This window comes from Bordetella holmesii (genome assembly GCF_020735985.1).
In the GTDB taxonomy this organism is placed as follows: domain Bacteria; phylum Pseudomonadota; class Gammaproteobacteria; order Burkholderiales; family Burkholderiaceae_B; genus Bordetella; species Bordetella holmesii.
In genome coordinates this window covers 2,566,352-2,589,620 of record NZ_CP085973.1, presented here as the reverse complement: position 1 = coordinate 2,589,620, position 23,269 = coordinate 2,566,352, and the positions used below count along the sequence as shown (strand labels likewise).

19 protein-coding genes and 1 pseudogene are annotated in these 23,269 nt (G+C 61.5%); 16 read left to right on the top strand and 4 right to left on the bottom strand.

The genetic code is table 11. The features are described 5' to 3' along the window. Positions 1-53: 53 nt before the first annotated feature. From LK440_RS12365 to LK440_RS12350, 4 genes are all read left to right on the top strand, one after another. Positions 54-1,538 (top strand): CoA-acylating methylmalonate-semialdehyde dehydrogenase, encoded by a 1,485-nt coding sequence (locus LK440_RS12365; RefSeq protein ID WP_005012238.1) that lies wholly within the window; start codon positions 54-56, stop codon positions 1,536-1,538. A 156-nt stretch (positions 1,539-1,694) separates the two neighbouring features. After that, entirely contained in the window at positions 1,695-2,639 is a 945-nt protein-coding gene (locus tag LK440_RS12360; protein ID WP_005012240.1) for a CysB family HTH-type transcriptional regulator, read from the top strand. A gap of 126 nt (positions 2,640-2,765) precedes the next feature. Beyond that, positions 2,766-3,986, top strand: a complete 1,221-nt coding sequence (locus LK440_RS12355; RefSeq protein ID WP_005011985.1) for an ISL3 family transposase — start codon at positions 2,766-2,768, stop codon at positions 3,984-3,986. Positions 3,987-4,153: 167 nt separating this feature from the next. Further along, the gene (locus tag LK440_RS12350) at positions 4,154-4,489 is read left to right on the top strand and encodes a DUF2325 domain-containing protein (RefSeq protein ID WP_005012244.1); all 336 of its coding nucleotides are present in this window, start codon (positions 4,154-4,156) and stop codon (positions 4,487-4,489) included. 195 nt (positions 4,490-4,684) lie between these two features. Here LK440_RS12350 and LK440_RS12345 read toward each other — a convergent pair whose 3' ends face one another. Continuing rightward, positions 4,685-5,350 (bottom strand): C40 family peptidase, encoded by a 666-nt coding sequence (locus LK440_RS12345; RefSeq protein ID WP_005012247.1) that lies wholly within the window; start codon positions 5,348-5,350, stop codon positions 4,685-4,687. Positions 5,351-5,595: 245 nt separating this feature from the next. On the opposite strand from LK440_RS12345, the gene LK440_RS12340 reads away from it, so the two are divergent. From LK440_RS12340 to acs, 4 genes are all read left to right on the top strand, one after another. Then, positions 5,596-7,485: a propionate--CoA ligase gene (locus LK440_RS12340; RefSeq protein ID WP_005012248.1), complete on the top strand. Its 1,890-nt coding sequence runs from the start codon at positions 5,596-5,598 to the stop codon at positions 7,483-7,485. Further along, positions 7,482-7,889 carry a heme-binding protein gene (locus LK440_RS12335; RefSeq protein WP_005012249.1) on the top strand — a complete coding sequence of 136 codons (408 nt, stop codon included), beginning with the start codon at positions 7,482-7,484 and terminating at the stop codon, positions 7,887-7,889. Before LK440_RS12340 ends, LK440_RS12335 begins: the two co-directional genes overlap by 4 nt. An 83-nt stretch (positions 7,890-7,972) precedes the next feature. Further along, positions 7,973-9,199 carry an MFS transporter gene (locus tag LK440_RS12330; protein ID WP_005012250.1) on the top strand — a complete coding sequence of 409 codons (1,227 nt, stop codon included), beginning with the start codon at positions 7,973-7,975 and terminating at the stop codon, positions 9,197-9,199. A 149-nt stretch (positions 9,200-9,348) separates the two neighbouring features. Continuing rightward, a complete protein-coding gene (acs, locus tag LK440_RS12325) occupies positions 9,349-11,328 on the top strand; it encodes an acetate--CoA ligase (protein WP_005012252.1) in 1,980 nt (659 codons plus the stop codon). Positions 11,329-11,393: 65 nt separating this feature from the next. Here the strand turns inward: acs and LK440_RS12320 are convergent, their stop codons facing one another. Continuing rightward, positions 11,394-12,614 (bottom strand): ISL3 family transposase, encoded by a 1,221-nt coding sequence (locus LK440_RS12320; protein WP_005011985.1) that lies wholly within the window; start codon positions 12,612-12,614, stop codon positions 11,394-11,396. 123 nt (positions 12,615-12,737) lie between these two features. Between LK440_RS12320 and LK440_RS12315 the strand changes: the two are divergent. Continuing rightward, positions 12,738-13,622: pseudogene (locus tag LK440_RS12315) on the top strand (DMT family transporter). Between the two features lie 19 nt (positions 13,623-13,641). Next, the gene (gene ltaE / locus LK440_RS12310) at positions 13,642-14,655 is read left to right on the top strand and encodes a low-specificity L-threonine aldolase (protein WP_005012256.1); all 1,014 of its coding nucleotides are present in this window, start codon (positions 13,642-13,644) and stop codon (positions 14,653-14,655) included. Positions 14,656-14,676: 21 nt separating this feature from the next. Here the strand turns inward: ltaE and LK440_RS12305 are convergent, their stop codons facing one another. Next, a complete protein-coding gene (locus tag LK440_RS12305) occupies positions 14,677-15,510 on the bottom strand; it encodes an NAD-dependent epimerase/dehydratase family protein (RefSeq protein ID WP_005012257.1) in 834 nt (277 codons plus the stop codon). A gap of 49 nt (positions 15,511-15,559) precedes the next feature. Beyond that, positions 15,560-17,206, bottom strand: coding sequence for an electron transfer flavoprotein-ubiquinone oxidoreductase (locus LK440_RS12300; protein WP_005012268.1), 1,647 nt, complete (start codon positions 17,204-17,206; stop codon positions 15,560-15,562). 132 nt (positions 17,207-17,338) lie between these two features. Here LK440_RS12300 and LK440_RS12295 point away from each other — a divergent pair, with 132 nt between their 5' ends. The 6 genes from LK440_RS12295 (at position 17,339) to LK440_RS12270 (ending at position 23,244) form a co-directional block, all read left to right on the top strand. After that, positions 17,339-17,785 carry an acyl-CoA thioesterase gene (locus tag LK440_RS12295; RefSeq protein WP_005012270.1) on the top strand — a complete coding sequence of 149 codons (447 nt, stop codon included), beginning with the start codon at positions 17,339-17,341 and terminating at the stop codon, positions 17,783-17,785. 114 nt (positions 17,786-17,899) lie between these two features. Beyond that, complete coding sequence (locus tag LK440_RS12290; RefSeq protein ID WP_005012271.1) at positions 17,900-18,598, top strand: CoA transferase subunit A; 699 nt, start codon at positions 17,900-17,902, stop codon at positions 18,596-18,598. Positions 18,599-18,610: 12 nt separating this feature from the next. Further along, entirely contained in the window at positions 18,611-19,264 is a 654-nt protein-coding gene (locus tag LK440_RS12285; protein ID WP_005018897.1) for a CoA transferase subunit B, read from the top strand. Positions 19,265-19,464: 200 nt separating this feature from the next. Then, a complete protein-coding gene (locus LK440_RS12280) occupies positions 19,465-20,349 on the top strand; it encodes a MurR/RpiR family transcriptional regulator (protein ID WP_005012275.1) in 885 nt (294 codons plus the stop codon). Then, a complete protein-coding gene (locus LK440_RS12275; RefSeq protein ID WP_005012276.1) occupies positions 20,346-21,326 on the top strand; it encodes an isoaspartyl peptidase/L-asparaginase family protein in 981 nt (326 codons plus the stop codon). The genes LK440_RS12280 and LK440_RS12275 overlap by 4 nt, the downstream gene beginning before the upstream one ends. A gap of 37 nt (positions 21,327-21,363) precedes the next feature. Then, positions 21,364-23,244, top strand: coding sequence for a dipeptide ABC transporter ATP-binding protein (locus LK440_RS12270; protein WP_005012277.1), 1,881 nt, complete (start codon positions 21,364-21,366; stop codon positions 23,242-23,244). The last annotated feature ends 25 nt before the right edge of the window (positions 23,245-23,269 follow it).

Here is a 23,269-nt window from a genome sequence, read left to right as displayed (position 1 = left end):
GTCAACAGGCGCGGCCTGCGGGCCGCCTATCTAAGCAGTCTGAGGAGCAAGCAATGAGCGAAGTCCCCCGCGTGCCGTTACTGATCGGCGGCAAATTGGTGCAGTCCAAGAGCACGCAGTGGCGTGATGTCATCAATCCGGCCACGCAGCAAGTCGTGGCCCAGGTGCCTTTTGCCACGCGCGAGGAACTGGACCAAGCCGTGGCCAATGCCAAGGAGGCCTTCCAGACCTGGCGCAACGCGGGACAGGGTCAGCGCATGCGCATCATGCTGAAGTTTCAGCAATTGCTGCGTGACAACACTTCCAAGCTTGCCGAGATGATCACGCGCGAGCACGGTAAGACGCTGCCTGACGCCGAGGGCGAGGTCGGGCGCGGGTTGGAGGTCGTCGAGCACGCGTGCTCGATTGCCAGCCTGCAACTGGGCGAATACGCCGAGAACGCTGCCTCTGGCATCGATGTCTACACTCTGATTCAGCCGCTGGGCGTTTGTGCTGGTATCACGGCCTTCAATTTTCCGGTGATGCTGCCTTGCTTCATGTTTCCCATCGCCGTGTCTTGCGGTAATACCTTTGTGCTCAAACCCTCCGAGCAGGATCCCACCACATCGCTTTATCTGGCACTGGAGGCGGGGCTGCCGCCAGGCGTGCTCAACGTGGTGCACGGCGGCCCCGATATCGCCAATGGCCTGTGCGAGCACCCCGATATCAAAGCGGTGTCCTTCATTGGTTCGACGCGAGTGGGCTCTGAGATCTATGACCGCGCCTCCAAGGCCGGCAAGCGTTGCCAGTCCATGATGGGCGCCAAGAATCATTGCGTCGTGCTGCCCGACGCCGATCCCGAAGTGGCGCTCAATCAACTGATAGGAGCGGCGTTTGGCGCGGCCGGACAGCGTTGCATGGCCACCTCTGTTGCCGTGCTGGTCGGCGAGGCGCGGAATTGGTTGCCTGATTTCGTGGAGCGCTCCAAGAAGCTCAAGGTCAATGTGGGCACTGACCGGCAGGCCGATCTCGGGCCGCTGGTGTCGGTCAATGCTCGCCAACGCGTCGAAAGCCTGATTCAGAAAGGCGTCGAGGAGGGCGCCAAGCTGTTGCTCGACGGGCGCGGAGTCGAGGTGCAAGGGTATGGCCAGGGCAACTTCGTGGGGCCGACCATTTTCGACGGCGTGACTGAGGCGATGACGATCTATCGGGAGGAGGTCTTCGGCCCGGTACTGTGCGTGGTCGGTGTGGAGACGCTGGAAGAGGCCGTAGCTTTCGTCAACCGGAACCCCAACGGCAACGGCGTGGCCTTGTTCACTCAGGACGGCGGCGCGGCGCGCTATTTCCAGAATAATATCGATGTCGGTCAGGTAGGCATCAATATTCCCATCCCGGTGCCCGTGGCCTGGTTCAGTTTTACCGGTTCGCGTGGTTCCAAGCTGGGCGATCTCGGTCCCAACGGCAAGCAGGCCGTGCAGTTCTGGACGCAGACCAAGACGATTACCGCGCGCTGGTCGGCGCACGGGCGTTCTGTCAATACGACCATCACGATGCGTTGATCCTCTGGTGGCGTTACCTCTCCCGAATCGAGTCTACGGATTCGGGAGGGGGTGTCGCGCCGACAGCCCTGCGTGCCAGTGCACAAGCTTATTCGTATAAGTAATATGGGATGGTTCTTATATTACTTATAATAAGCTGCACGAATAGGGGCCACCATGAACCTCCAGCAATTCCGTTTTGTGCGCGAAACCATCCGCCGTGACTTCAACCTCACTGAAGCCGCGCGCATGCTCTACACCTCCCAGCCTGGCGTCTCCAAGGCCATCATCGAGTTCGAGGATGAACTGGGCATAAAAATTTTCGAGCGCCACGGCAAACGCATCAAATGTTTGACCAAACCAGGTCTTGCCGTCTCGCAGGTCATCGACCGCATCATGCGTGAGGTCGATAATTTGAAGAAAGTCAGTGATGAGTTTGCCCGGCGCGACGAGGGCGGGTTGGTGATCGCTTGTACGCACACGCAGGCGCGCTATCTCTTGCCGCGCGTCATTCCTGCCTTCCGTAAACAGTTTCCCAAGGTTCACCTTTCGTTGGCCGAAGGCAGTCCGGCGCAGTTGGCCGAGATGGTGCTGCACGAGCAAGCCGATCTGGCTCTGGCAACCGAGTCGCTGGCGCTGACTCCTGGCCTGGCGACGCTGCCGGTCTACGCTTGGGAACATACCGTTGTGGTCCGGCCCGACCACCCCTTGGCCGACTTGAAGTCGTCCGAAGCCAAACGGCTGAGCCTGGCCCAACTGGCGGAGTACCCCATCGTGACCTACGACCGGGCATTTACGGGCCGCAGCACCATAGATGAGGTTTTTGCCAATCAGGCGATTCACCCTGACATCGTGCTGGAGGCCATCGATGCCGACGTCATCAAGACGTATGTGGATGTTGGCCTGGGGATAGGCATCATCGCCGGGGTCGCCTATGACCCACGGCGCGATAGCAATTTGGTCGGACTGCCGGTGGGGCATCTGTTCGGCACGCATACCACGCGCGTGGGTGTGAAGTCGGGCGTATTCCTGCGCGACTATGTCTACACCTTCCTGGAGATGTTGGCGCCCTCGCTTACGCGCCAAGTCGTGACCGAGGCTGTTCAGGGTCTGCCCCGTTAAGTCTTCGTGCCGCCGCAAGCCGCCCCTGCCGGGCGGTTTTTTTTGGTTCATCGCGGAATAGCGTGGAGCCGTGCTTGATTGCCGTTACGCTTGATCCTTGATTTTTCAAGGATCAAGGCCGGGATCATGCTGGACCGCAAGACGATCGAGAGGTTGGGTGGGTGGGAAGGTTATCGGGTGGAGCGGGTCGTGTGGCCTGAAGGTGAGAGCCGGACGGTCACGATTTACCTGAAGCCTTCAGCGCGAACGATGCACTGCGAGCACTGCGGCAACCGATGTCGGCAGGTGCATGAGACGACCACGCGCCGGGTGCGGGATCTGCCGCTAATGGCGCTGCGAGTGACGCTGGTAGTGCCGCGTCGGCGGGTCTGGTGCGAGCAGTGCGGTGGACCGCATCTGGAGAGGCTGAGCTGGCTGGGCCGTTACCAGCGAGTGACCGACCGGCTGGCCGAGGCGGTCAGCCAGTTGCTTGAGTCCAGCAACATTCTGGCCGTGGCGCGCTTCTTCCAACTGGGTTGGCACACGGTCAAGGCGCTGGACAAGGCCCTGCTGCGACGGGCGATCCAAGAGCCGGACTGGAGCCAGATCCACTACCTAGCGATGGACGAGTTCGCTCTACACAAGGGCCATCGTTATGCCACGGTCGTTGTCGATCCGATCCGCCGTCAGGTGCTATGGATCGGTGATGGCCGCTCGCGCGAGACGGCCAGAGCCTTCTTCGAACAACTGCCAACTGGGGTTGCCCAGCAGATCCGGGCCGTAGCGATCGACATGACGACGGCCTATGAGCTGGAGATCCAGGCCAACTGCCCCAACGCCGAGATCGTCTACGACCTGTTCCACGTCGTGGCCAAGTACGGCCGTGAAGTGATAGACCGGGTGCGTGTAGACCAAGCGAACCAGTTGCGGCACGACAAGCCGGCCCGCCGGGTGATCAAGTCCAGTCGCTGGCTACTGCTGCGCAATCGCAAAAACCTCGATCCGTGCCAATCGGTAAAGTTGGACGAGTTGCTCCAGGCCAACCAGCCCTTGCTCACCGCTTATCTGATGCGCGATGAGCTCAAACAGCTGTGGTTCTACCAACACCCCGGCTACGCCCGCCAGGCATGGGATCACTGGCTGCAACAGGCTCAGGGCAGCGGCATCGCCGCCTTGGCTCACTTCGCGCTCAAGCTAAAAGCCTATCTGCACGGGATTCTGTCTCGCTGTCGCCACCGGCTCAACACCAGCATCGTCGAGGGCATCAACAACACCATCAAAGTCATCAAGCGCCGCGCCTACGGCTACCGCGATCAGGAGTACTTCTTCCTCAAGATACGGTCTGCATTCCCCGGTATTCCTCGATGAACCTTTTTTTTTGCCTTTTTGCGGCAAAGGGATCGCGCGTGCTCAAGAAAGCTATGTATGGAGGCGAGCCGATAAAAATAATTAAATAAGAATGACTCTCATTTGATTTGACTAAACAATAGGAATCATTATCATTACCAAAGACGCAACAACCGATGAGGTGAATCATGGTGGCAGGCTTGAGCGCGGTGGTGGTCGGTGCTGACCGACTGGGCAATATCCCGGATCTTCTGAAGGGGCACAATATTTCGATTACGCATCACATCAGTGGGCGTGATCCTTCGCATCAGAAAAAGACGCTGCAATTGCCTTCGGGTACGCAGTTGGTCATTTTGCTGACCGATTTTCTGGGCCATAACGTCATGAAGACCTTCCGCAATGCCGCCCAGCGTGGGGGCATCAAAGTCGTCGCTTGTCGGCGCTCGGTGTGCAGCATGCAGCAGGCCTTGCAGCAATGCGGCCTCTGCAACCAAGGCTGCGAAAAGAAAATGACCCGACACTGAGTTCAGCCATGCCCCATCTTTTCTCACCGCGGCCTGCGGCCGGCAGCATCTACGAGATGCGCCGACAGTCTTGAGCTGAAGTGGCGGCTTTGCCGCCCGGTTTAGGCGCCCCTTTTTGGGGCGTTTTTTTTACTGCCGGTGTGCCAAATAAAAACGCCGGCAAGGCCGGCGTCGGGTATCGGGGACGCTGGAGGTTCAGTCGTTGGAGGCGCGTGCAGATGCCAACAGGCTGCCATCGAGACGGCGGGCACCATTGAAACGCTTGGACCAGTAAGCCAAGGTCATGTTCTCGACACGGACGACTCCGCCGGCGCTGGGCGAATGGACGAAACGATTCTCGCCCATGTAAATGCCCACGTGCGAATAGCGGCGGCCCAAGGTATTGAAGAACACCAGATCGCCGGGGCGCAGTTCCTTGCGATCGATGACCGTGGCCTGCCGGGCGATATCCGCCGCGTTGCGCGGAACTTTCAGGCCGAGCGAGCGCTCAACGGAATAGGCGACCAAGCCGCTGCAATCAAAACCGGTAGCCGGGGAGCTGCCGCCGAAACGATAGCGCACACCCAATTGATTGAGGGCTTCGGCCACCAGGGCGCTGTCGCTGGCAAAAGGGGCTTGCGCCTGGCGTTGCCGTTCGCGTTTGATTTTATGGGTGACCAGCAGGCCGATCGGGTCATCCGAGGTGGCGACCCATTCCGTTTCGTAAGGATCGATTTCGGAATCGTAGGCAGAGGTTTGCGTCCCCTTGGTCGCGCAGCCGGCCATCACCGCTACGCAGATGGCCGGCGCAAACAAGCGCAGGCCCCGGCGAATGAGGCGGAAGGAGGAGTCAGGTAGCGCGAGGAAGGAGTGTCGATGCATGCTCGCCGAGACCGATCCGGCTCCCATCACGTGGGGGCGGAACAGAATTAGAAAAAATTTATCGGTAGATTCTACCAAACCTATTATTACATCCGGGTGTAAGCACAAGCGGAAACACGATTTTTCTACCCGGAAGCTCTTGGGGGAATCCCCAGGACAGGTGGCAAGCCTGGTGCAAGGTTGACCAACCAGAATAAGGTAAGGCAAGTTACCAAAGAGCAATCGAACCATAACAGGAGACAGGCATGGACAGAACCCGGGATTTCCACTATCGGTCCTTGCACGAAAGGGACGCCTTCTGGCGTGAACAGGCTCAGCGAATCCACTGGGAGACACCATTTGAGCAGGTGCTCGACTTCACCCGGCCTCCTTTTTCCAGATGGTTTGTGGGTGGCCACAGCAATCTTTGCTACAACGCCGTAGACCGCTGGTTGCCCCAGCAAGCCGACGCGTCGGCCCTGATCTGGGTGTCCACCGAGGTGGATCAGGAACGGACCTATAGTCGAAGGGAGTTGTACGAAGAGGTCAACGCCGTGGCCGCGATGCTGCGTGAACAGGGCGTCGGGCGCGGCGATCGCGTGCTGCTTTATATGCCCATGGTCCCCGAAGCCGTTTTCACCATGCTGGCCTGTGCCCGCCTGGGAGCCATCCATTCGGTAGTGTTCGGGGGTTTCGCCTCGGTGAATCTCGCGCAGCGTATCGATGACGCTCAGCCCAAGGTGGTGGTCTGCACAGACGGCGGATCGCGTGCGGGCAAGGTGGTGGCTTATAAACCATTGCTCGACAAGGCGTTGTCTCTGGCCCGGCATCCGCCTGCGGCGGTGATCGTGCTCGATCGTGGCCTGGCCGCATGTGAGCGCGAGCCGGGCCGTGACCTGGATTATGCCGAGTTGCGCGCGCGCCATGCCGGTGCCCAGGTGCCGGTCACCTGGCTCGAATCCTCCGAGCCTAGCTACATTCTTTACACGTCGGGCACGACCGGCCGCCCCAAGGGTGTGCAGCGCGATACCGGTGGCTATGCGGTGGCGCTGGCCTCCTCGATGGAGTATCTGTTTGACGGCAAGCCAGGCGACACATTCTTCTGCACCAGTGATATCGGGTGGGTGGTCGACCACTCGTATATCGTCTATGGCCCTTTGATCGGCGGGCAGGCCACGATTCTCTATGAGGGCACGCCGGTGCGTCCTGATGGCGCCATCCTCTGGAGTCTGGTCGAGCGGTTTCGTGTCAATACGCTGTTTTCGGCACCCACTGCGGTCCGCGTATTCAAGCGGCAGGATCCTGCTCTGCTCAAGCGCCACGACCTGTCTTCGTTGCGTGCGCTGTATCTGGCCGGCGAGCCGCTGGATGAACCGACGGCGCAATGGATCTCCGACGGGCTGGGCAAGCCTATCATCGACAACTATTGGCAAACCGAGTCCGGTTGGCCAATTTTGTCCGCTCAACCCGGCGTGGAACGCGTGCCCACGCGCTTTGGCAGCCCGTCATTTCCGGTATATGGGTTTGACGTGCGTGTGGTGAGTGAGTCGACTGGGGAAGATCTCGGACCCAACGAGAAGGGGGTGGTTGCCATTGTGCCTCCGTTGCCGCCAGGGGCGCTGTCGACGGTGTGGGGCGATGATGAGCGTTTTGTGCAAACCTATTTTTCCTCCATCCCGGCGCGCCAGTTGTATTCAACGTTCGATTGGGGGCTTCGGGATGAAGACGGATATTGGTTCATCCTCGGCCGCACCGACGACGTCATCAATGTGGCGGGCCATCGTCTGGGTACACGCGAGATCGAAGAGTCGGTCAACAGTCATGCCGGCGTGGCCGAATGCGCCGTGGTCGGTGTGGCCGATTCCCTCAAAGGTCAGGTGGCCCTGGCTTTCGTCGTGCTCAAGCGGCCCGATGACGCGCAGGCCGATGACGCGGCGCGATCGCTGGAAGCGGATATCATGCGCGTGGTGGAGAATCAGTTGGGCGGAGTTGCGCGGCCGGCGCGCATTCGCTTTGTCGGAGCCTTGCCAAAGACGCGCTCCGGCAAAGTGCTGCGGCGGGCCATCGTGGCAATCTGCGAAGGCCGTGACCCCGGTGATCTCACCACGATAGAAGACCCCTCATCACTCGAACAGATCAAGGAATCGCTGCAATGAAATCCAAACCAGTGCTGGCTGCGGAAGACGTCAAGAAGATCCTCGCTGCCGCCGAGGCACATGCGCTGGCTCATCAATGGGCCGTATCGATTGCCGTTGTCGACGACGGAGGGCATCTGCTGGGCATGCTGCGAGGAGACGGGGCCGCTCCCATATCAGCGCATATCGCACCGGCCAAGGCCCGGACGGCAGCGCTGGGGCGCCGCGAATCGCGTGTCTATGAAGAGATCATCAACAACGGCCGTTATTCCTTCCTGTCCGCGCCGGAAATCGAAGGCATGCTCGAAGGCGGTGTACCCGTGGTGGCCGATGGCCAGGTGGTCGGCGCGGTGGGAGTCTCGGGAGTGAAGTCCAGCGAAGACGCCGATATTGCCCGCGCGGGCATTGCCGCGCTGGGGCTGTGAGTCTGTCCGTACCGGATGACGCCGCTCGACAGCGGCGTTTGCTCAATCCAGGCGTACGTCGACGTGAAGTCTGGGCCTGGGCCATGTATGACTTCGCGAATTCCGGCTACACCACGGTCATACTGACCACGGTTTTCAGTACGTACTTCGTTGCGGTGGTCGGTCAGCGGGCGCACTGGGCCACCCTGGCCTGGACGGCCGCTCTGTCGCTGTCCTATCTGGCCATCATGCTGACCATGCCCACGCTAGGCGCGCGTGCCGATGCGCATGCCGGCAAGCGCTGGCTGCTCTACACCAGTACGATTGGCTGCGTCTTGGCCACACTCCTGCTGACCCGCGTAGGGCCGGGCGATGTCTGGCTGGCATTGGTGGCCGTGGCGATCTCCAACTATTGCTATTGTATCGGCGAGTCGGTCGTCGCGGCGTTTCTGCCCGAGCTGGCGCGGCCTGCGGCGCTGGGGCGGGTGTCCGGTTGGGGCTGGAGCTTTGGTTATTGCGGCGGCATGCTGACGCTTGGGCTTTGCTTGGCCGTCGTGACGCGCGGCGAAGCTATCGGGCAGAGTGCAGAAAACTATGTGCCCTGGGTCATCGCCGTGACCTGCCTGGTGTTTGCGTTGGCGGCTTTACCGTCGTTTTTTCTGCTGCGCGAGCGGGCGCGGCCGCATGCCGTGACGCTGGCGGCACCGGATATGCTGCGGCGGCTGGCACGCGCCTGGCACGAAACAGGCGAGCATTTCCCGGAATTTCGGCGCCTACTGATGTGCGGCGCCTGCTATCAGGCCGGCATTGCCGTGGTCATCACGCTGGCCGCCATCTATGCCGAGCAAGTGATGGGCTTCAGTATGCCGCAGATCATGCTGCTGGTTTTTACTGTCAATATTGCCGCGGCCATTGGTGCTTTCAGTTTTGGGTATGTACAGGACCGTATCGGCCACAAACGGGCCCTGGCCCTGACGCTGGTGGGTTGGATCATCATGGTGTTGGTCGCTTATGCGGCTACGACCGTGCCTGTATTCTGGGTTGCCGCCACGTTGGCCGGCCTGTGCATGGGTACCAGCCAGAGTGCGGGACGTGCGATGACCGGGGCGATGGCGCCGGCAGGCCGCCTGGCGGAGTTTTTTGCCCTCTGGACGTTCGCGGTGCAGTTGGCTGCGGTCGTGGGGCCGCTGACGTATGGGCTGGTCACTTGGCTGACGGCGGGCAATCACCGGTTGGCGATTCTGGTGACCGGATTGTTCTTTGTCGCAGGCCTGCTGTTGTTGGCCCGGGTTGATCTGGTGCGAGGGATCGCGCGCAGTCAGCAGGTCTGAAGCGGGCTGCTATTCTTATGTTCTGGCCACCATGCAAAGCACCACGCAACCGCTAGAACCGCGCTGCGTAAGGTGCTCGTAAGAGCATGGCGATACGGTTGCGAGTCGGCAAAACGGCAGCACCAAAATCACGAATCGGAGACTAAACCATGTCGAACGCCATCCAATCCGTCCTGGTGGAAACCCGTGTGTTTCCTCCTCCCGAACGCGCCGTCAAGGGCGCGACGATTTCGGGCATGGACGCCTACCGCGCCTTGGCCGAGGAGGCCGAGCGCGACCCCGATGGTTTCTGGGGGCGCCATGCCCGCGAAAATCTTCAATGGACCAAACCCTTTACCGAGGTGCTCGATGAAAGCGATGCGCCGTTCTATCGCTGGTTCGGCGACGGTGAACTCAATGTTTCGGCCAACTGCCTCGACGTTCACCTGACTAACGGCAATGCCGACAAGACAGCCATCATTTTTGAGTCCGACGACGGCAAGGTCGAGAAGGTCAGCTATCGAGAGCTGCTGGGTCGGGTGTGCCGATTCGCCAATGGCTTGACGTCGTTGGGCTACAAGAAGGGCGACCGGGCCATCATCTATATGCCCATGTCGGTCGAAGCGGTGGTGGCGATGCAGGCCTGCGCGCGCTTGGGTGTGACGCATTCGGTGGTGTTTGGTGGATTTTCCGCCAAGAGCCTGCAGGAACGCATCGTCGATGTGGGTGCATCGCTGGTCATCACTGCTGACGAGCAGGTGCGGGGCGGCAAGGTCATCCCGCTCAAGCCCGCCGTAGAGGAGGCCATCGCCATGGGAGGTTGCGAGGCCGTCACCAAGGTCATCGTCTATCGCCGCACGGGTGGCGAGGTAGCCTGGACAGAGGGGCGCGATCTGTGGATGCACGACGTCCAGGCCGGCCAGTCTGACATGTGCGAGCCGGTGCCGGTCAATGCCGAACATCCTCTGTTCATCCTGTACACCTCGGGCTCGACCGGTAAACCCAAGGGCGTGCAACATGCTTCGGCAGGCTATCTCTTGTGGGCGTTGCTGACGGTCAAGTGGACGTTCGACGCGCGCGCCGATGACGTGTACTGGTGCACTGCCGATGTGGGCTGGATCACCGGCCACACCTATATCAGTTATGGCCCGCTGGCCGCCGGCCTGACCCAGGTGGTTTTTGAGGGCGTGCCGACCTTTCCCAACGCCGGGCGCTTCTGGGAAATGGTCCAGCGTCACAAAGTGAGCGTGTTTTATACCGCGCCGACAGCCATCCGTTCGCTTATCAAAGCCGCCGAGGCCACACCGCAGACGCATCCGCGCAACTTCGATCTCGACAGCTTGCGCATCATTGGTACCGTGGGCGAACCCATCAATCCGGAGGCCTGGATCTGGTACCACAAGAACGTGGGCCGCGAACGTTGTCCCATCGTGGACACGTGGTGGCAGACCGAGACCGGCGGCCATATGATCACCCCCCTGCCTGGTGCCACGCCACTCAAACCGGGCTCATGCACGTTGCCTTTGCCGGGGATCGCCGCGGCCATCGTCGACGAAACGGGTGGCGACGTCGAACCAGGCAATGGCGGCTTTCTGGTCATCAAACGGCCCTGGCCGGCGATGATACGCACGATCTGGGGAGACCCGGAGCGCTTCAAAAAGAGCTATTTCCCCGCCGAGTTGCGCGGCTACTATCTGGCAGGCGATGGCGCTCAGCGAGACGCCGATGGCTACTTCTGGATCATGGGCCGTATTGACGATGTGCTCAATGTGTCGGGCCATCGCCTGGGCACCATGGAAGTGGAGTCCGCGCTGGTCGCCCATGAGCTGGTCGCCGAGGCGGCTGTGGTGGGCCGTCCGGACGATACGACAGGCGAAGCCGTGGTGGCCTTTGTCGTACTCAAGAGTGCTCGTCCGGAAGGCGAAGAGGCCCAGGCCATTGCCAAGCAACTGCGTGACTGGGTTGCGCGGGAGATCGGCCCCATCGCCAAGCCCAAGGACATCCGTTTCGGGGACAATCTTCCGAAAACACGGTCGGGCAAGATCATGCGACGCTTGTTGCGTGTCGTGGCCAAGGGTGAGGAGGTGACGCAAGATGTCTCCACGCTGGAGAACCCCGCCATCCTGGAGCAACTGTCCAAGCCCCTGTAAGCTGGCGGACAAGCTCACCAGAGCATAATGAAAGCCTGCGCGCAATGCGCAGGCTTTTTTTTGGTTCATCGAGGAATACCGGGGAATGCAGACCGGATCTTGAGGAAGAAGTACTCCTGATCGCGGTAGCCGTAGGCGCGGCGCTTGATGACTTTGATGGTGTTGTTGATGCCCTCGACGATGCTGGTGTTGAGCCGGTGGCGACAGCGAGACAGAATCCCGTGCAGATAGGCTTTTAGCTTGAGCGCGAAGTGAGCCAAGGCGGCGATGCCGCTGCCCTGAGCCTGTTGCAGCCAGTGATCCCATGCCTGGCGGGCGTAGCCGGGGTGTTGGTAGAACCACAGCTGTTTGAGCTCATCGCGCATCAGATAAGCGGTGAGCAAGGGCTGGTTGGCCTGGAGCAACTCGTCCAACTTTACCGATTGGCACGGATCGAGGTTTTTGCGATTGCGCAGCAGTAGCCAGCGACTGGACTTGATCACCCGGCGGGCCGGCTTGTCGTGCCGCAACTGGTTCGCTTGGTCTACACGCACCCGGTCTATCACTTCACGGCCGTACTTGGCCACGACGTGGAACAGGTCGTAGACGATCTCGGCGTTGGGGCAGTTGGCCTGGATCTCCAGCTCATAGGCCGTCGTCATGTCGATCGCTACGGCCCGGATCTGCTGGGCAACTCCTGTTGGCAGTTGTTCGAAGAAGGCTCTGGCCGTCTCGCGCGAGCGGCCATCACCGATCCATAGCACCTGACGGCGGATCGGATCGACAACGACCGTGGCATAACGATGGCCCTTGTGTAGAGCGAACTCGTCCATCGCTAGGTAGTGGATCTGGCTCCAGTCCGGCTCTTGGATCGCCCGTCGCAGCAGGGCCTTGTCCAGCGCCTTGACCGTGTGCCAACCCAGTTGGAAGAAGCGCGCCACGGCCAGAATGTTGCTGGACTCAAGCAACTGGCTGACCGCCTCGGCCAGCCGGTCGGTCACTCGCTGGTAACGGCCCAGCCAGCTCAGCCTCTCCAGATGCGGTCCACCGCACTGCTCGCACCAGACCCGCCGACGCGGCACTACCAGCGTCACTCGCAGCGCCATTAGCGGCAGATCCCGCACCCGGCGCGTGGTCGTCTCATGCACCTGCCGACATCGGTTGCCGCAGTGCTCGCAGTGCATCGTTCGCGCTGAAGGCTTCAGGTAAATCGTGACCGTCCGGCTCTCACCTTCAGGCCACACGACCCGCTCCACCCGATAACCTTCCCACCCACCCAACCTCTCGATCGTCTTGCGGTCCAGCATGATCCCGGCCTTGATCCTTGAAAAATCAAGGATCAAGCGTAACGGCAATCAAGCACGGCTCCACGCTATTCCGCGATGAACCTTTTTTTGCCCAATCGTTTCATGTGTCCAAGGGAGTTCGTAGTGAGTCGCAGCAGTTTCGATCGCGCAGGCCTGAGCCTGATGTTGGCCACAGTTTTTGTGTGGGCAGGAAGCTGGATTGCGATGAAGCTCGTTGTGCCCTATATCGGTCCCTATAATTTCGTGGTGGTCCGCTATCTGAGCGGTGCACTGGTGCTGTTTGTCGGCGCCATTCTGACCGCGCGGCCCCTGGCCATGCCTGCCTGGCGCCTGACGGTGATGGTGGGCCTGTTGCAGACGGCGGGCTTTCAGGGTTGTGTACAGACAGCCCTGGTCACAGGGGGAGTGGGCAAGGTCGCGCTCATGGCTTACACCATGCCTTTCTGGGTGATTCTGCTGGCTTGGCTGATTCTCAAGGAGCGGCCCAGCCGGTTGCATTGGGCGGGTATTGCCTTGGCCGCCTGTGGGCTGGTGTGCTTCGCTCAGCCGTGGAATGGTATGGGCAGCGATTTTCTGCCCATGGCCCTGGGCGTGGGCAGCGGCTTTTGCTGGGGCATGGGTACGGTGTTGTCCTAGCGAATGTTCGACAACCATGCGCCGGATGTCGTGACGTTCACGGCATGGCAAATGCTCATCGGCGCGCTGGCCATGGCGCCGGTCGCGTTGCTGGTCCCGCAGATCGATGCGGTCTGGGGCTGGGAACTGATTGCCGGGATGGCCTATATCATTCTGGTGGCCACCGCGTTGGCCTGGGTAATGTGGCTGTTGGTAGTCCGGCGCGTGCCAGCGTCGATCGCCGGTCTGTCCGCCCTGGGGGTGCCCGTGGTCGCTGTACTGCTGGCCTGGTGGATTTTGCACGAACGCCCGACCTTAAACGATCTGGCGGGCATGTTGTTCATTATGGTTGGCATCGGCGTAGTCAGCCGAGCGCGGCCGCGTAAAGCCTGATACAAAACTGGAACCCGAGATGATAGATTTTCGCAGCGATACCGTGACCCGCCCTTCGGCAGCCATGTTGCAAGCCATGACGTGTGCGCCTGTGGGCGATGACGTCATGGGTGATGACCCCACTGTCGTGGCGTTGCAGCAGGCCGTCGCCGAGCGCGCGGACAAGGAAGCAGGGCTGTTCTTTCCGACCGGCACGCAAAGCAATCTGGCCGGCATCATGGCGCATTGCGGACGCGGCGATGAGTACCTGGTCGGGCAATTGGCGCACACCTACAAATACGAAGGCGGGGGCGCCGCCGTGCTGGGCAGTATTCAGCCCCAGCCCATCGAGCACGACGGCGACGGCTCGCTGCCCATCGCCAAGCTGGAAGCCGCGGTCAAGCCGGTGGGCGATGCGCACTATGCGCGTACGCGCTTGTTGGCGCTTGAAAATACCTTCCACGGCAAAGTCATCCGGCAGCCCTATATTCTGGAGGCGACTGCCTTTGCGCGCAGCCGGGGGCTGGGCACCCATCTGGATGGGGCACGGGTATTCAACGCCAGCGTCGCCAGCGGATTGGCGCTTAGCGAGCTCTGTCAGCCTTTCGATACGGTCTCTATCTGTTTTTCCAAGGGGCTGGGTGCACCGGTAGGATCGGTGCTGGTGGGCAGCCAGGCGCTGATCGAGCAGGCCAGGCGTTGGCGCAAGGTGCTCGGCGGTGGTATGCGCCAGTCAGGGGTCTTGGCCGCAGCGGCGCAGTACGCACTTGAACACAATGTGGCGCGTCTGGCCCAAGACCACGAGCACGCGAGCCTGTTGGGCCAGGGGCTGGCGCAATTGCCTGGCGTGCAGGTGCTGTCGCAGAGCACCAATATGGTGTTCGTGAGTGTTGCTCCCGAACACCGCAGCAGGCTCAACCAAGGCCTGAAGGAAGCGGGCATTCTGATGAGCGCGGTCTATGACGGGCCGGTACGTCTGGTGACCCATCTCGATATTTCCCGCCAGGACATCGAGCGCGCACTGCAGGTGTTTGCCCGCTTGTTGAGCGCATGAGGGCTGACGCGCGCGGGTGACTCAAACCCCTGCGAACGCGATCAGGTTCCTGTAGCCATCCAGAGCGTCAGGCCAGCGGGGGGTCCAGCCGCTGGCCTTTAGCCGTTGGTTGCGGATGCGTTTGCTGCCTACATTGGCCGGGGCAGGTCCCGGCAGTGGCGCCGGGGCCTGCAAGAGGCGCGCGAGTCCGCCATACAGCTCGTCCAGCAGCATCGGGGTGTCATCCGCGCCGAGATAGCAGGATTGAGGCTGAGGCAAATGCAGCAGATGATCGACAGCCGCGGCCGCGTCATCGATATGGATACGGTTGGCCCAGTGCCCGCTTGCTACGTGTGCCTGGCCTGCACGCAGACGCTCTAGCAATTGCGTGCGTCCCGGCCCGTAGAGACCGGCCAGCCGCAGGATCACCGCTGCGTGTGTGGCGCCGCTGAGCGACTGCTCGGCTTCTAGCAGAATGCGGCCATTGAAGCCCAGGGGGTGGGTTGGGGTGGACTCGTCAATCCATTGTCCGTGGTGTTCACCGTAAACGGCTGAAGAGGACACAAAAACCCAGCGCGCCGGAGGGCAGTTCAAGGCCGCCAGCAGATGACGCTGACCGTCGAGGAACAGCCCGCGGTAGCGGGCGGGATCGCGCGAGCCCGGCGCGGGCAGGTAGGCGAGACGGTCGATATGTGTGGGCAGTCCGGCCAGAGAGGCCGGGTCGGTCAGGTCGGCACGGATCCAGCGGATACCCGCAGGCGAGGTGGCGGGCGGCTGGCGGCGTAGCGCCCACACTTCGATGCCGCGTGCGAGCAAGCGGTCCGCTACACGCAGCCCCAGGTCCCCACATCCGGCCAGCAATACGGCGTGCGTCATGTCTTCTCGAAAAAAAAGCGCCTCGGTACGAAGCGCCTCAGGAGCGGCGTTACATGCCGTTGTAGACCGGCCCTTCACCGCCCTGCGGTGCAACCCAGACGATATTCTGTTTGGGATCCTTGATGTCGCAGGTCTTGCAGTGCACGCAGTTCTGCGCGTTGATCTGCAAGCGATCGGCGCCGTGATCATCCTTGATGAACTCGTACACCCCCGCCGGACAGTAACGCGCCTCCGGACCGCCGTAGGTGGCCAGGTTGACCTCCACCGGGATGTCCGGGTTCTTTAGCGTCAGATGGATGGGCTGGTTTTCTTCATGATTGGTGTTGGAAATGAACACCGAGCTGAGACGATCGAATGTCAGCTTGCCATCCGGCTTTGGATAGTCGATGCGCGCGCATTGCGAGGCCGGCTGCAACGCCTGGTGATCCGGCTTGTCGTTGCGCAGGCTCCAGGGCATCTTGCCCTTGAGCAGCCACTGCTCGATACCCGTCATGAAGGTGCCGACGCTGCGTCCCTTCTTGAACCACTGTTTGAAATTGCGTGCTTTGTTGAGCTCTGTGTGCAGCCAGGACGATTCGAATGCCTCCGGATAGGCGGAGAGCTCGTCGCCACGGCGATCGGCCACGATGGCGTCGAATGCCGCTTCGGCGGCCAGTTTGCCGGATTTGATGGCCGCGTGGCTGCCCTTGATGCGCGACGCATTCAGGAACCCGGCATCACAGCCGATGAGCGCGCCACCAGGGAACACCAGTTTCGGCAGCGACATGAGGCCGCCGGCCGTGATGGCCCGCGCCCCATAGGCGATGCGCTTGCCGCCTTCGAACGTGCCACGGATGGCCGGGTGGGTTTTGTAACGTTGGAATTCTTCGAAGGGAGACAGCCAGGGATTGGCGTAGTCCAGGCCTACGATCAGGCCCACCACGACGATGTTGTTGTCCAGGTGGTAAAGGAAAGAGCCGCCATACGTGTCGGAGTCCAGCGGCCAGCCGGCGGTGTGCACCACCAAGCCGGGGCGGGACTGGGCCGGATCGACTTCCCACATTTCTTTGACGCCGATGCCGTAGGCCTGTGCGTTACGGCCTTCGGCCAGCTTGAAGCGTTCGGTCAGTTGGCGGCCAAGTTGCCCCCGCGCGCCTTCGGCAAACAGCGTGTAGCGCGCCAGCAATTCCATACCGGGCTGGTAGTGGTCGGTGTGCGAGCCGTCGCGGGCCACGCCCATGTCACCGGTGGCTACGCCACGCACGGCGCCATTGTCGTCGTAAAGCACCTCGACCGCGGCAAAACCGGGGAAAATGTCCACGCCCAGGGCTTCGGCCTGTTCGCCCAGCCATTTGGTCACTTCGCCCAGACGGACGATGTAATTGCCCTTGTTGTGAAAACAGGCTGGCAGCAGCCATTCCGGCGTACTGCGCGCCCCTTTGTCAGACAAGAATAGAAACTTGTCCTGCGTGACCGGCACATTCAGCGGAGCGCCTTTTTCTTTCCAGTCGGGGATCAGCTCATTCAGGGCGATCGGGTCCATGACCGCACCGGACAGGATATGGGCACCGATTTCGGAGCCCTTTTCCAGCACACAAACACTGATCTCGTGGTTCTTCTCGGCTGCCAGTTGTTTCAGGCGGATGGCGCTGGCGAGGCCGGCGGGGCCACCGCCCACCACAACCACGTCATATTCCATCGACTCGCGTTCGGACATTTGTAAAGCTCCCCTTATTCCAGTCCCACTGTCGCAGGAAGTATCATCATTGATCCGTCGATTGTATTGCAGCTAGCGTCGAGCCGCCGCAGTGCACGGATCGGGACGGGAAATGCATCTCAGGAGTGAGTTTTGAATCGCGAGACAACCGAAGGCACGCTGATTGCAGAAGGTGCCTGGCATCAGATCGATTTGCCCCTGCGCTGGGGCGACATGGATGCCCTGAACCATTTGAACAATACGATTTACTTCCGGGTGATGGAGGAGGCGCGAATCTCCATTTTGCTGCAGGCAGGCCTGAAACTGCCCGATAGCGAAGGCCCCATTCTGGCCCACGCCTCGTGTGATTTCATCAAGCCCTTTGGCTACCCGGCCACCGTGCGGGTGACGCATCGCCTGGTGCGCCTGGGCCGCTCGAGCATGGAGCTTGACCTTACGCTGGAGAAGGTCGGCGATAGCAGTGGGCCCTACGCGCGCGGGCGAAACGTGCTGGTATGGATGGATTACGTGGCCAATTGCTCCAAGGCCTGGCCGGCGGATGTGCTGGCGCGGCTGGGGGCGCAGTTCACCGCGGCCTGACTACAGAGCGGCCTGTGCCGCTAAAATCTGCGGCAAAGCACAAAAGAATGATGGCCGGGGGCTGTCCTCGTGGCCCGATAGCCGATCTGAGGATCTCAACAAGGAGCTGGAGCAATGGACAAGGTTTATGCAAGCGCCACCGAGGCGCTGGCAGGCATCGTCAAAGACGGGCAGATGATAGCGGTGGGGGGCTTTGGCCTTTGCGGCATCCCCGAGGCATTGATTGCGGCGCTGCGTGACTCAGGCGTCAAGGATCTGACCTGCGTGAGCAATAACGCGGGCGTCGATGGGTTCGGCCTGGGCCAGTTACTCAATACGCGTCAGGTGCGCAAGATGATCGCCTCTTACGTCGGCGAGAACAAGGAGTTCGAGCGCCAATACCTGTCCGGCGAGCTGGAGCTTGAATTCACCCCCCAGGGCACGTTGGCCGAGAAGCTGCGTGCCGGTGGAGCGGGCATCCCCGCGTTTTTCACGCGTACCGGCGTGGGCACCATCGTTGCCGACGGCAAGGAATTGCGCGAGTTCGATGGTCAGCAGTACGTGATGGAGCGCTCCCTGGCACCCGACGTGTCCTTGGTCAAGGCTCATATCGCCGACCGTAGCGGCAATCTGGTGTTCCGCAAGACGGCGCGCAACTTCAATCCCAATGTCGCCATGGCCGGCAAGATCACGGTGGTCGAAGTCGAACAGATCGTCGATACCGGCAGCCTGGATCCCGACCAGATTCATCTGCCTGGCATCTACGTGCATCGGATCGTGCTCAACGCCACTCCGGAAAAACGCATCGAACAACGCACCACCCGCCCGGCCTAAGGAGACGACGACATGGCATGGTCCCGCGATGAAATGGCCGCTCGCGCCGCGCGCGAGCTGCAAGACGGTTTTTACGTAAATTTGGGTATCGGCTTGCCGACCCTGGTTGCCAATCATGTGCCCAAGGGGGTGGAGGTCTGGCTGCAATCTGAAAACGGCCTGCTGGGCATTGGCCCCTTTCCGACCGACGATGAGGTCGATCCCGATCTGATCAATGCTGGTAAACAGACCGTGACGACGCTGCCTGGCTCGTCCATCTTCTCGTCGGCGGATTCGTTCGCCATGATCCGTGGCGGCAAGATCAATCTGGCCATCCTGGGGGCGATGCAGGTCTCCGAGAAGGGCGATCTGGCTAATTGGATGATTCCCGGCAAGATGGTCAAGGGCATGGGCGGCGCCATGGATCTGGTGGCTGGGGTGGGCCGCGTGGTGGTTCTGATGGAACACGTGGCCAAGAAAAAGGACGGCAGCGAGGACATCAAGCTGCTGCCCGAGTGCACGCTGCCGCTGACCGGTGTGGGTGTGGTCAATCTCATCATCACCGACCTGGGCGTGATGGAAGTCACTCCGGCAGGCCTGAAACTGCTCGAAGTGGCGCCGGGCGTGACGGTCGCCGAGGTGCAAGCCAAGACGCAGGCCAAGCTGGACGTCTCCGCCATTCGCTGAGTGTCGCCGGTGCCGAACCCTGTCCGTTGACGCGGGCAGGGTTTTTCTTTGGATCAATAACCTTTGCGATCTAATGGTTATTTGTTTGAGGCGAGGGTAATCCCTAAATATGAAAATTTATTTTCTTTTCTAAAATGCTCAGGTAAACAAATTTACATTTTCCGCCGCGCGGCAAGCCCATTCCTGTAAGAATTCCTTCGATGTCCAAGGCCGCCGCTTCCATCGCTGACCGCATCGCGCGGGCTCAGCCCAGTTTCAGCCGCACACAGCACCGCATGGCCGATTACGTGCTGGCGCATCCGTTCCGGGTCGCCACCATGACCATCGACGAGTTCGCCGCGGCCGCGGGCGTATCGGTGGCCACCGCCAACCGGTTTGCGCGGGCGCTCGACCTGCCGGGTTATCCGCAGTTCCGCGCCGAGTTGGCGCGGGGCTTTGAGGCCGCGCTGGAGCCGGTCGAAAAATTGCGGCTGGAACTGGCTCATTCGGCCAGCGCGGTGCAGATTTTTGCGGCCACTCTCCAGGAAGATATCCAGAACGCTCAGCGTACGCTGCAAAGTCTGGACGAGAGCGCCTGTGAACGCGCGGTGATCTCCATTCTCCAGGCCGAGCGAGTATTTATCATCGGCTTTGGCGCCAGTGGTTACTTGGCTGGTCTGCTGCAACGTGGCCTGTGCATGCATGTGCACTCGGTGGAATCGCTGGCCGGCCCGGGTGGGGTGTCGCACGCGGCGCGCCAGATGTCCCGCATGACCGAGCGCGATCTGGTCATTGCCATTGCGTACCCGCGCTATCTGGCCGACACCGTCACACTGGCGCGCGCGGCACAGCAGGCCGGGGTTCCGGTACTGGTGCTGACGGATCGCCCGACCTCGCCGCTGGCGCCCTGTGCCACGGTGGCCCTTTACGCGCCCAGTGCGCGGCAATTCTCTTCCAATGCGGAAACCGCGGCGCTGGGCTTGATCGAAGCCCTGTCGGCCGCCGTGGCGCATCGTGCCAAAGATTCGATAGAAGCGGCCGTGGGTGTGACGCAGTCCGTCATGCCCTGGCTGATCCATGGTGTAGCTGGAACTGGAAAACGATGATTACCCCCGTTATCGCAATACATGGCGGGGCCGGCGCGATGTCGCGCGCGGCCATGTCGCCTGAGAAAGAGCAGGAATATCTGCAGGCGCTGCGCGCCATCGTGCAGGCCGGCCAGGCCGTGCTGGCCAAGGGTGGTTGTGCTCTGGATGCCGTGACCGAAGCCGTTCGCCTGCTCGAAGATTGCCCCTTGTTCAATGCCGGCCACGGTGCGGTGTTCACCAGCGCCGGCACGCACGAACTGGACGCGTCCATCATGGACGGCGCCACACTGCGCTCGGGCGCCATTGCCAATGTCGATTGCGTGCGCAACCCCGTGCTGGCTGCCCGCCGCGTCATGGAAAACAGCAAGCATGTTTTCTTTGTGGGGCAGGGCGCAGCCGATTTTGCGGGTGCTGAAGGCCTGGAACTGGTCGACCCCTCGTATTTCTCGACGGAAGCACGCCGCGAGCAACTGCAGCGCGTTCAGCGCGAAACGCCCGAGGCCGCGGTTCTGGACCATGACGGCCAGGCCATGGTGGCACGGGGCCAGCCTGCACCCGCCGATCCGCTGGATTCGGATCGCAAGTTCGGGACTGTGGGCGCGGTAGCCGTGGATGCCCAGGGGAATCTGGCTGCGGCGACCTCTACCGGCGGGATCACCAATAAACAGGTGGGCCGCGTGGGCGACGCTGCGCTGATCGGGGCAGGGTGCTACGCCAACAATCGCAGTTGCGCCGTCTCCACCACGGGCACCGGCGAAATGTTCATCCGCATGGTTGCTGCCTATGACGTGTCGGCCCAGATGGAGTATCTCGGTGCCACGCTGCAGGATGCTGCCAACCGTGTCGTGCAGGAAAAGCTGCCCACCATCGGGGGCAAGGGCGGATTGATCGCCGTGGACGGGCAGGGCAATGTTGCGCTGCCCTTCAATACCGAAGGCATGTATCGCGGCTACGGCCGGGTGGGCGAGGACGCTGTCGTCGCCATTTACCGATGATGCCTGCGTCATCGAGCATTTAGGAACGGAATTCAATATGGTTGATCGCGCTCAGACGCTGGCGCTGCCGGAAAATCGCGTGGTTCAGGTCGAAGACCTGACCGTGCGTTTCGTGACATCCGAAAGGACGGTCGAAGCGGTACGCAATCTGTCTTTCCATGTCGATCGTGGGGAGACCCTGGCTATCGTCGGAGAGTCCGGGTCTGGAAAATCCGTGACGTCGCTGTCGCTGATGCGCCTGATCGAGCATGGTGGCGGCCGGATCGCCCAGGGCAGCATGGCGCTGCGGCGGCGTAATGGTTCCATCGTCGATCTGACGCGCGCATCGTCGCGCACCATGCGCAGTGTCCGTGGCGCCGATATGGCAATGATCTTTCAGGAGCCCATGACGTCGTTGAACCCGGTGTTCACGGCGGGCGATCAGATCGCCGAGACCATACGTTTGCATCAGGGCAAGGATGCGGCTGCCGCACGCGCCGAAGCCTTGCGCATGCTCGAGCAGGTCCGTATTCCGGAAGCGAAGTCGGTGCTCGACCGTTATCCTCACCAGTTGTCAGGCGGCATGCGGCAGCGGGTGATGATCGCCATGGCGCTGGCCTGCAAGCCGGCCCTGTTGATCGCCGATGAGCCCACCACGGCACTAGACGTCACCATCCAGGCGCAGATTCTGCAACTGATTCGTCAGTTGCAGGATGAAATGCATATGGGGGTGGTATTCATCACGCACGATATGGGAGTGGTGGCCGAGGTCGCCGATCGCGTGCTGGTGATGTACCGCGGCGACAGCGTCGAGCAGGGCCCGTCCGAGCAGATTTTCGCGGCTCCGCGTCATCATTACACCCAGGCATTGTTGTCTGCCGTGCCGCGTCTGGGATCCATGCAGGGCACCGACCTCCCGGCCCGCTTCCCACTGTTGCAGCTCAATGGCCGCGAGCAGCCCGAGGCTGAAGAAGGCAGCGCCGGGCGGGCTCCGCGCCTCGATCAGGGGCCCGTGCTCAGCGTGCGCAATCTGGTGACGCGCTTCGATCTGCGCGGCGGTATCTTCAGCCGGGTCCAGCGGCGGGTTCACGCCGTCGAGAAGATCAGCTTCGACCTGTATCCCGGCGAGACCTTGTCACTGGTCGGAGAATCGGGTTGCGGAAAGTCGACGACCGGGCGCTCTCTGTTGCGCTTGGTCGACAGCCATAGTGGCGAAATCCTCTTTGGCGGGCGCGACATCGTCAAGATCAAGAACGCCGAGCTGCAGTCGCTGCGGCGTGACATCCAGTTTGTGTTCCAGGACCCGTTTGCGTCGCTGGATCCACGCGTGACCGTGGGGTTCTCCATCATGGAGCCTCTGCTGGTGCATGGCGTAGCGTCGGGGCGTGCCGCCGAAGATCGGGTGGCCGAACTGCTCGAGCGCGTGGGGCTGCCTGCCGAGATGGCGCAGCGCTATCCGCACGAGTTCTCCGGCGGGCAGCGGCAACGGATCTGCATCGCGCGTGCACTGGCGCTCAATCCCAAGGTCGTCGTCGCCGATGAGTCGGTGTCCGCGCTGGATGTTTCCATTCAGGCGCAGATCGTCAACCTGCTCATCGATCTGCAGCGTGATCTCGGCGTATCTTTCCTGTTCATTTCGCACGATATGGCCGTGGTCGAGCGCATCAGCCACCGTGTCGCCGTGATGTATCTGGGGCAGATCGTAGAGATCGGGCCGCGACGCGAGATCTTCGAGAATCCCCAGCATCCGTACACCAAGAAACTCATGTCGGCGGTTCCTATCGCCGATCCGGCGCGTCGCCATATCGAACGCGCCTTGCTGTCTGAAGACATCCCCAGCCCGATCCGCAAGGTGGGCGATGAGCCCGTCATTCAACCCCTGGTGCAAGTCTCCCCGGGGCATTTCGTCGCGCGCCATGCGGTAGGTGGCGCGTATTGATGTTGTGGTCGGCGCTTGGTCGCCG